This window comes from Gordonia marina, from assembly GCF_052036135.1.
Classification (GTDB): domain Bacteria; phylum Actinomycetota; class Actinomycetes; order Mycobacteriales; family Mycobacteriaceae; genus Gordonia.
Window position 1 is genome coordinate 74110 of the sequence record NZ_JBPSDN010000017.1, and the last position, 6407, is coordinate 80516.

General features: G+C 68.7%; 8 protein-coding genes. 6 read left to right on the plus strand and 2 right to left on the minus strand.

Going from position 1 to position 6407, the window contains the following annotated elements:
* Nucleotides 1-21: 21 nt before the first annotated feature.
* From ACSEEN_RS12645 to ACSEEN_RS12670, 6 genes are all read left to right on the plus strand, one after another.
* The gene (locus ACSEEN_RS12645; protein ID WP_440713364.1) at nucleotides 22-702 is read left to right on the plus strand and encodes a PIG-L deacetylase family protein; all 681 of its coding nucleotides are present in this window, start codon (nucleotides 22-24) and stop codon (nucleotides 700-702) included.
* A 149-nt stretch (nucleotides 703-851) separates the two neighbouring features.
* Nucleotides 852-1445, plus strand: a complete 594-nt coding sequence (locus tag ACSEEN_RS12650) for a hypothetical protein (protein ID WP_440713365.1) — start codon at nucleotides 852-854, stop codon at nucleotides 1443-1445.
* On the plus strand, nucleotides 1435-1671 hold the full coding sequence (locus ACSEEN_RS12655; protein WP_440713366.1) for a hypothetical protein: 237 nt from the start codon (nucleotides 1435-1437) through the stop codon (nucleotides 1669-1671). The genes ACSEEN_RS12650 and ACSEEN_RS12655 overlap by 11 nt, the downstream gene beginning before the upstream one ends.
* A 112-nt stretch (nucleotides 1672-1783) precedes the next feature.
* Nucleotides 1784-2851, plus strand: coding sequence for a hypothetical protein (locus ACSEEN_RS12660; RefSeq protein ID WP_440713367.1), 1068 nt, complete (start codon nucleotides 1784-1786; stop codon nucleotides 2849-2851).
* 171 nt (nucleotides 2852-3022) lie between these two features.
* On the plus strand, nucleotides 3023-4588 hold the full coding sequence (locus ACSEEN_RS12665; protein WP_440713368.1) for a hypothetical protein: 1566 nt from the start codon (nucleotides 3023-3025) through the stop codon (nucleotides 4586-4588).
* A 41-nt stretch (nucleotides 4589-4629) separates the two neighbouring features.
* Nucleotides 4630-5082, plus strand: a complete 453-nt coding sequence (locus tag ACSEEN_RS12670; protein WP_440713369.1) for a hypothetical protein — start codon at nucleotides 4630-4632, stop codon at nucleotides 5080-5082.
* A 19-nt stretch (nucleotides 5083-5101) separates the two neighbouring features.
* Here the strand turns inward: ACSEEN_RS12670 and ACSEEN_RS12675 are convergent, their stop codons facing one another.
* Together ACSEEN_RS12675 and ACSEEN_RS12680 are read right to left on the minus strand one after the other, a co-directional pair.
* Nucleotides 5102-5533, minus strand: a complete 432-nt coding sequence (locus ACSEEN_RS12675; RefSeq protein WP_440713370.1) for a hypothetical protein — start codon at nucleotides 5531-5533, stop codon at nucleotides 5102-5104.
* 375 nt (nucleotides 5534-5908) lie between these two features.
* The coding region (locus tag ACSEEN_RS12680) for an HNH endonuclease signature motif containing protein (protein WP_502260915.1) at nucleotides 5909-6407 on the minus strand (499 nt) is incomplete at its 5' end.

Consider the following 6407-nt stretch of genomic DNA (forward strand, 5'->3'; position numbering starts at 1 on the left):
TCCAGAGTAGCGTCAGGAGCCATGGACATCACCGAGTTCCCCCGGGACTGGTCGACCGCGCTGGTCCTCGTCGCTCATCCCGACGACCCTGAGTACGGGATGGCCGCCGCCGTCGCGTCATGGACCGCCGCGGGCAAGGTCATCACCTACGCGCTCGCGACCTCCGGCGAGGCCGGGATCGCCGGCATGCCGCCCGAGCAGGCCGGGCCGCTCCGCGAGGACGAGCAGCGCGCGTCGGCCGCCGTCGTGGGCGTCGACGAAGTGGAGTTCTGGGGCTTCACCGACAGCGAGCTGTTCAACACCCCGGAACTGCGCGCGAAGATCGCCGAGACCATCACGCGGGTGAGCCCGGACATCGTGCTGTCCCTCTACGGCGGCGCGGAATGGGCTCCCGGGGCACCCAACCAGCGCGACCACATGGAGTTCGCCGCCGCCGTCGCGCAGGCCTACGACGAGCTGCCCGACCCGCCGCGCGCCCTGTTCACCAACGGCCCCGGCTCCACCCACGCGGTGGACGTCGACGGCTTCGTGGAGACCGCCGTCGCCTCCCTGGCCGAGCACGAGATGTACCTGTCCGTCCTCGACCCGGACACCCCGGTGGTCGATCAGGCGCGCGCCCAGGTCGAGATGACCACCGGCCCGATCGACGGCTTCCCCGCCGCCCACGCCTCCGGCTTCACGCGGCTTCGGCCCACCGACTGAGAAGACCTCCTCGACGCCGAATCCCGATCGGCATAGCTCCTCCGGCCCGTCAAGACCCCGCGGCTCGACGCTGTGGACTGTGCGAGTCGTCCACAGGCCGGAGCCGTCACCTCGTTCCGCGCGAACCCGGGGCCGGTGACCGTGGTCGCATGACCACAAGCAGTACCGCCGATGCCGCGCCCGATGACCCGCGGGCATACGACGCGCTGTTCAACGCACCCGAACCCAGTGCGGAGCAGCGGGCCGCCGTCCGGCTATGGCAGGCGACCGACCGGTTCTACGAACGAGTGCAGGATTTCGCCCGTGGACTGAGCACCGAGCCACGTGCCGGAGAAGCGCACGACGCCCTCGCCGAACTCATTCGCGGGTCTCGCACAGCTCTCCCCCTCACCGCATGGCGAGGCAACCGAGACGCGCGCAAAGCCACCGGCCTCGACGTGACCGCACTCGAGTCGCTCATCGGCGTGACCCATCGGTTGACCGGGTTCGTCGCCGCTTCGCTTGATTGGACGATCGCCGTACACGAGTTCACCCGGCCTCCGTTGCGCGGAGGTGCTTTCCTGGTCCAACTCAGGATCCAGATCGGCGTCCACGTCGGATGGTTGCCGCCGATCGGCAGCGAGCGTCTCCGCTACCAGCAAGAACTCCTGCTGTACCGGCCCACCGTGCGATACTGGGCGGTGGATCGAAGGAATCCTGCCCTGCCCGTGCTCGTTTGCGAGGTGATGAACGATGACTCTTGAACGATTCGTCGAGTCCGTTCCGGCAGTCGAGATCCGCACGCGCCTCCCCGTCGTGTCAGTCGCTGGACTGCTGCTTGAACTCGACATACCACCGGCGGACCGCGACGCGGAGCGCACCGCCGTCGCCGCCTGGCTCACCGCCAACACCCCCACCCCCCAACTCCGCGCGAGCATCGAACGCCGCGGCTGGGGCGACCTCCTCGACACCGAGTCCCGTACCGCATAGTTCCTCCGGTCCGTCAAGACCCCGTGGCTCGATGCTGTGGACAACGTGAGTTGTCCACAGCACACCGCAACCACCTATTCCGCGCGGCACACGCACCGACGACGGTGGTCACATGACGACCGCCGAAGTACCCGTTCCCGATCTGCTCCGCACCCTGGACCACGCCGTCCATCGCAGCGAGTTGAAGGCCGCCGGCCTGGCCATGGCTCCGATCCGGGCGGCCGAACGCGCCGGGCTGATCGCCGAGTTCCGAAGCGAGTTCTTCGGCCCGCCGGACATCGCCCGCGGTGACGGCCGCCGCCAGCTGCTAGCCGCGATCGGCGCCTACCTGCGGCTGCCGGAGGTGTCGGGGCTGGTCGTCGGTGGCAAGACCGCGGCCCGACTGCACGGCGTGGTGCCGCTGGAGAACAGCCATCGCACCTACTCGCACTACCGCTACGACCCGATCGAGTTCTACAACTACCTCGACGAGCGCAGGACCATCCGGCGCAGCGCCGCGACCAGTACTCATGATCATCGGCCGCCGTCGACGGTCGTCGTCGAGGGCGTCGAGGTGATCAGCCTGGCCCGGACCCTCGTCGACCTGTGGCGGCCCCGGCAGTACGCACAGAGCGACGGCTTCGTGGTCGTCGGCGACCGTATCCTCCGCGAAGGCATCGCGACGATGGCCGAGTTGGAAGCGGAGGCCGCGCTCCTGGGTCCCGGCGAACGCCAGCGTGTCACCGACGCACTCGCCCTGCTCGACGGCCGCGCTCAGACCGAATCCCAGAGCCGGAGCCGGATCCTCCTCGCCGGACTCGGCCTGCCCACACCCGAGCTGTGTATCGACATCATCGACGACGGCATCGTCGTCGCCACGCCGCCGTTCGTGTGGCCCGAGCAGAAGGTGATCGGCTTCTGTGAAGAGGTCGACCAGTTCTGCGATTTCGACCGGCGCGGCGACGAGGACGACCGCCGCGGCTGGCGGCGCGAGCGCGACTGGCGGCCCCGCCATCCGGACGGCCCGCACCGCGAATGCCGCGAGCGCGACGCAATCGACGCTCGCCTCCGCGACCTCGGGTACCAGGTCTTCCGCTGGACCGGCGAGATGATCGACCGCGATCCGTGCAACCCGTGCGGCCTGCGCCGTGCATTGACCGTCCCACTCCCACCGAAGTTCGACGACCCCTTCGCCTGGTGACCCCGGCGCGCGAATCCGATTTCCGCGCGCCGTCGAATCCCAGACAGAGAAGGGGTGGGTCCCCGGCCGCACCCCTCCCCGCGGCCGGGGACCATCCACGTGACGTGTCACCGTTGAATCTCGGATATTCTCTGCACACCACGGTATGCACCACAAGGGGGAACAGTGACCATGGCACCGATCGATCGCGCTGCGCTCAACCTCGGCGACGAACTCGGCAAGGGCGGTCAGGGCTCGGTGCTGCGCACCGGTTCGGCGCTCTTCGGGCGGGACATGGTCTACAAGGCGTACAAGCCCGGACCACTCGCCGACCTCGACGTCGACGCCCTCCACGCCATGGTCGCGACCATGGCCGGGATCGACGATGTCCAGCGAGACCGCCGGCTGGACGTCTTCGCGTGGCCCTGCGCTCTGGTCGCCGACTCCGGCGCGGTCACCGGTTTCCTGATGCCTGCCGTCCCGGCTGAGTTCACCTCGCCTAGTCCGCGCGGCGCGGACCGCAAACCGATCCTCAACGAATTCCAGCATCTACTCAACAGCCCGCAGTTTCTCGGCACTCTCGGCTTCGCGATCAGCCGACGCACCCAGATCGACCTGCTGATCTCCGTGGCGACCGCGATGGCGGTCCTGCACAAGGGCGGCTACACGATCGGCGACTTCTCGCCCAAGAACATTCTCTTCGACCCGGCGACCAGCGCGGTCTACTTCCTCGACTGCGATGCCATGATCCATCGCGGCAGAAGTGCCCTCCCCCAGGCCGAAACGCCGAGCTGGAACGTTCCCGCCGGAGAACAGATCGGCACTCCCGAGGGCGATGCCTACAAGCTCGGCCTCCTCGTACTCCGCCTCTTCGCCGGTGACCAGCACACCCGCGACGCCGACGACCTGCCCGCGGATCTCGAAGTCCTGAAACCCCTCCTCGTTCGGGCACTCACCACGACTGTCGCCGACCGTCCCACCCCCGGTGTCTGGGTGAGCCTCCTCCGCGATCTGCGGCCCCAGGCAGATCCCACTCCGCTGATGTCCGCCGGGCTCCCCGCTCCTGCGACCACCATCGGCCTGCGGCAAACTCCGAGTCGCCCGCAGCCGGCGTCCCGGACGACTCCGGTCCAGACGCCACTCGCAGCACCGGTGAGCGCGCCGCCCTCACCATCACCCGCCGCTCCCTCTGCCGCCGCCTACCAACCGCCGCCGTCGCAGCCGCCAATTCCAGCGCTGCTCCGATACACACTCGGCATGGATCGCGTTGAGGCCGCAGACTATTGGAGGCGCGCTCGCATCACAGCTGAGCGACGCGGCACCGGATGGGCGATCGCCGCCGTACCTGCGATCTGGGCCGGAGGAGCGTTCGCGTTCAGCGCGCAGGACATGACCGGCCCCGGCCACCAGCTCAGCGCGCCGGTGGGCCTCTTCCGCACGATCGGAGTGGTTCTTCTCCTCGTCGGCGTCTACGCCATCCGTTCGTGGTGGACCAACCGGAAAGCGCGCGTTTACCTCACGACAGCCCAAGCAGCACTCAGTTCCGTCCTCGCACCCGCGGCCGTCATCGACGCCGTCCTGGACGTCGTCCAGATCCACGGCGAGCGGCGAACGATAGTCTCCGTTCGAGTTGCCGATCCTTACCTCGACCTCGCTGAGTATCAAGACTGGGAACAGCGGATCACCGCGGCATACCATCGCAAATCAACGAGTCTCCCGGCTCTCGGTGCGGTCTTCATCTATCCGACGGATCAGTAGTGCACCCCGAGCGCTCACTGCAGAAGCTCGCATTGATAGCTGTGATCGGCATACTGGCCGGCTGTTCGACCCACGACGACGCCGCCCCCGAGCCTTCCGGCCGCACCACCTTCGAGCGCTCCGAAGACCTGTTCCCGCCGCTCGCAAATCCCGCGCCGATGGCCGGTCCGCCGCCGCACACGCAGGTGTGTCCCGGGCTGATCACCCCGCGCTACTACGCGATGGACCGCACCGACTTCGCCGAGCGACTGAAGGTCGCCATCCCGACCTGGCCCACACCTGTCAGCGTCAGACCGAGTTGCGACCTTGCCGAACGAGTCATGTACCAGGACCCGGCCGACGGCACGACGAACAATGTGTGGGAGCGCGGGATGGCGATCGGCAAGCCCGTGGCGTGCCGGCAGACCGGCGACTACGACGGCTTCGTGTTGCGGTGCGCGACGATGTTCGACGAGCAGCAGATCGGCGACGTCGTCGCGTACTTCTACTACTGACCCGTACCGACCCGCCAAGTCACCGAGCGGGGGCACGGGCGACCGCCCATGGCACGACGAGGAGCGTCGCGGCCAAGCCGAGGGACGCGTAGTAGGCCCAGCCCATGTGGATCGCGACCCCGTCCGGCAGGTGGGCTCGATTCGGCCACGCCGCACGGCCGATCCACGTCAGGAGAACCACCACGAACACCACGATGCCGCCGATCGACGACGCCGCCGCCGAACCGGCCGTGGTAGGTCGCTGCCACGCGCGGAGCGCGAGGAACGCGAGCAGCACGGCAAGCGAGATCGCCCAGCCCGGACTGCCCGAGAAGTCGTCGACCTCCGGCGTCGCCGTGTCGACCTGCCGCGAGAGTGTAACGGTCACCAGTGACGTGTCACCCGCTCGCACGACCACCCACGGCGCGGTGAACGCGAGGATCCCGATCGTCGCCAGGACCACGGTCGCCACGACCGCAGGACCTCGCGGAACATTCGACGGTGATGCCGTCACTGCGGCACGCAAGTCGGGTACGCGCGACGAGTCTACGGTCGCTGTCGCATTCGATCTCCCTCCGCCTTGCGGCCTGGCCGGGGGATCATTCCGACGAGCGTCAAAGACGAGGGAGGTCCGATAGCACGCCGGGTCGGCGCCGCTGGTGTTCTTCTGCGAGACCGCCGGGTCTGGACCGTGCTGGCGTTACCTGAACCGAACCGTCCAGATTCGCCAGCACGGTCTAGATTCGCCAGCACAGCGGCGATGCAGGCTCGGAAGGGTGACGTGATCTCCCCCGGGCGTGCTCGCTCGTCGCGGCACGTTCCGGCGGCCTGGCCACTCAGGTGGTGGTCAGGCTGCCAGGTCCTTCCAGCTGAGGCGCGTGACGCCGGATTCGGCGGTGGTTCCGATCCCGGGCGGGCCGGTGGTGCCGAGCCGGTGATTGACCGCCGGCGGCGGGGTGCGCTCTGCTTCCGGGGTATGCGGTCCGGTGCGGAGTTTGTCCGGGTGGAACAGCGGGTTGACGATCCACGGCCCGTCCTGTCCGACCGGCCGCCATGCCATGCGGCCCCTGTCCGGGCCGCCGGTCAGGACGGTCGATTCCCAATCACCCGGATTCTTCCCATTCCAGCGGTTGTGCTTGCCGCACGCGCCACCCAAATGGTCGATGTCGGTAGGACCGCCGTCCTGCCAGTCCGGCGCATGATGCATCTCGCACTGGGAGAACGGCCGCGTGCAACCCGGCGCCGTGCACCCGCGGTCGCGGGCGAACAAGGCCAGCCGCTGCGCCCGCGACGCCAGCCGGTGAGCGCGGCCGAGGTAGAGCGGCTGCCCGGTGGCCTTGGCGAAC